The organism is Leptolyngbya sp. BC1307 (genome assembly GCF_002286735.1).
Taxonomy (GTDB): Bacteria; Cyanobacteriota; Cyanobacteriia; order Phormidesmidales; family Phormidesmidaceae; genus Phormidesmis.
In genome coordinates this window covers 1-1,114 of sequence record NZ_NRTA01000154.1, presented here as the reverse complement: position 1 = coordinate 1,114, position 1,114 = coordinate 1, and the positions used below count along the sequence as shown (strand labels likewise).

Here is a 1,114-nt window from a genome sequence, read left to right as displayed (position 1 = left end):
GGTTTTGATCGCTGGCGCATGCTGACCAGAAGGCTAAGAGGATGTGATTTATTTTACCACCCATAATCTGCCTGCTCTGTCAATGCGTAAGTCCTATGCTAGACAAACTCCTGCATCGCTGTCAGGAACAAGGCTTGCTGAAGTCACGAGGGAAGCAGCGCACAGATGCCACCCGCATCATCGCGGCTATTCGCAAGCTTAATCGGCTAGAGCTAGTCGGCGAGACGATGCGGGCGGCGCTGAATGAACTGGCTACGGTAGCGCCCGACTGGCTGACGACGATTGCGCCGGATGACTGGTATATGCGCTACGGGCGGCGCGTTGAGGACTACCAGCTACCAAGGTCAGACGCTAAACGGAATGCGTACGCTCAGCAAGTCGGCGAAGATGCCTACTATCTACTGTCCTGCCTGGAAACTTCAGAGATAGCCGACTGGCAGAACTTGGCTCAAATCAAAGCGCTGATGCGAATGCTGACGCGCCACTACGAGTGCGACGCCGAGGCTCCCGTAGAAAAGCGCGTGCGTTGGAAGTCAAAAAAGGAACTACCCCGTGCTGAGGCCGGTATCGAGTCGCCCTACGATGTCGATGCTCGGTTTCGCTCTCGAAGCGGGGTGAACTGGATTGGCTACGCTGTTCATTTCAGCGAGACCTGCGACGATGACCAGTGTCATTTGATCACTCATGTAGAAACAACAGATGCGACAGTCCATGAAGCGCAGCGAGCAGAAGCGATTCATCAATCGTTAGCGGATAAACAACTTTCACCATCAGAGCACTTTGTTGATTCTGCATATGTCAGTGCAGAGATTCTCGTAAACGCTAAAGAGCAACAGATTGAGATGGTCGGCCCGACCAGACAGAACGCTAGCTGGCAATCGAAGACAGAAGGAGCATACGACGAGACGCAGTTGACGAGACGCAGTTTAAGATTGACTGGTCAGCAGAGACCGCAACCTGCCCAGAAGGTAAGCAGTCTTTGAGCTGGAAGACGTTCGTTAAAGACGTTGATAGAACCAGCCCTTTCAAGGTGATTTCTTGTCTTCTTTAGCTTTGGCCAAGAGGCGCGCGGTAGAGACATGCGGCTTGTCTTTCTGATATTTGGGCTTCGGTA

At 52.8% G+C, this 1,114-nt stretch carries 1 protein-coding gene; it reads left to right on the top strand.

What is annotated here, in order from left to right:
- Nucleotides 1-95: 95 nt before the first annotated feature.
- Nucleotides 96-983, top strand: a complete 888-nt coding sequence (locus tag CKL79_RS22495) for a hypothetical protein (protein WP_121971719.1) — start codon at nucleotides 96-98, stop codon at nucleotides 981-983.
- Nucleotides 984-1,114 lie beyond the last annotated feature (131 nt).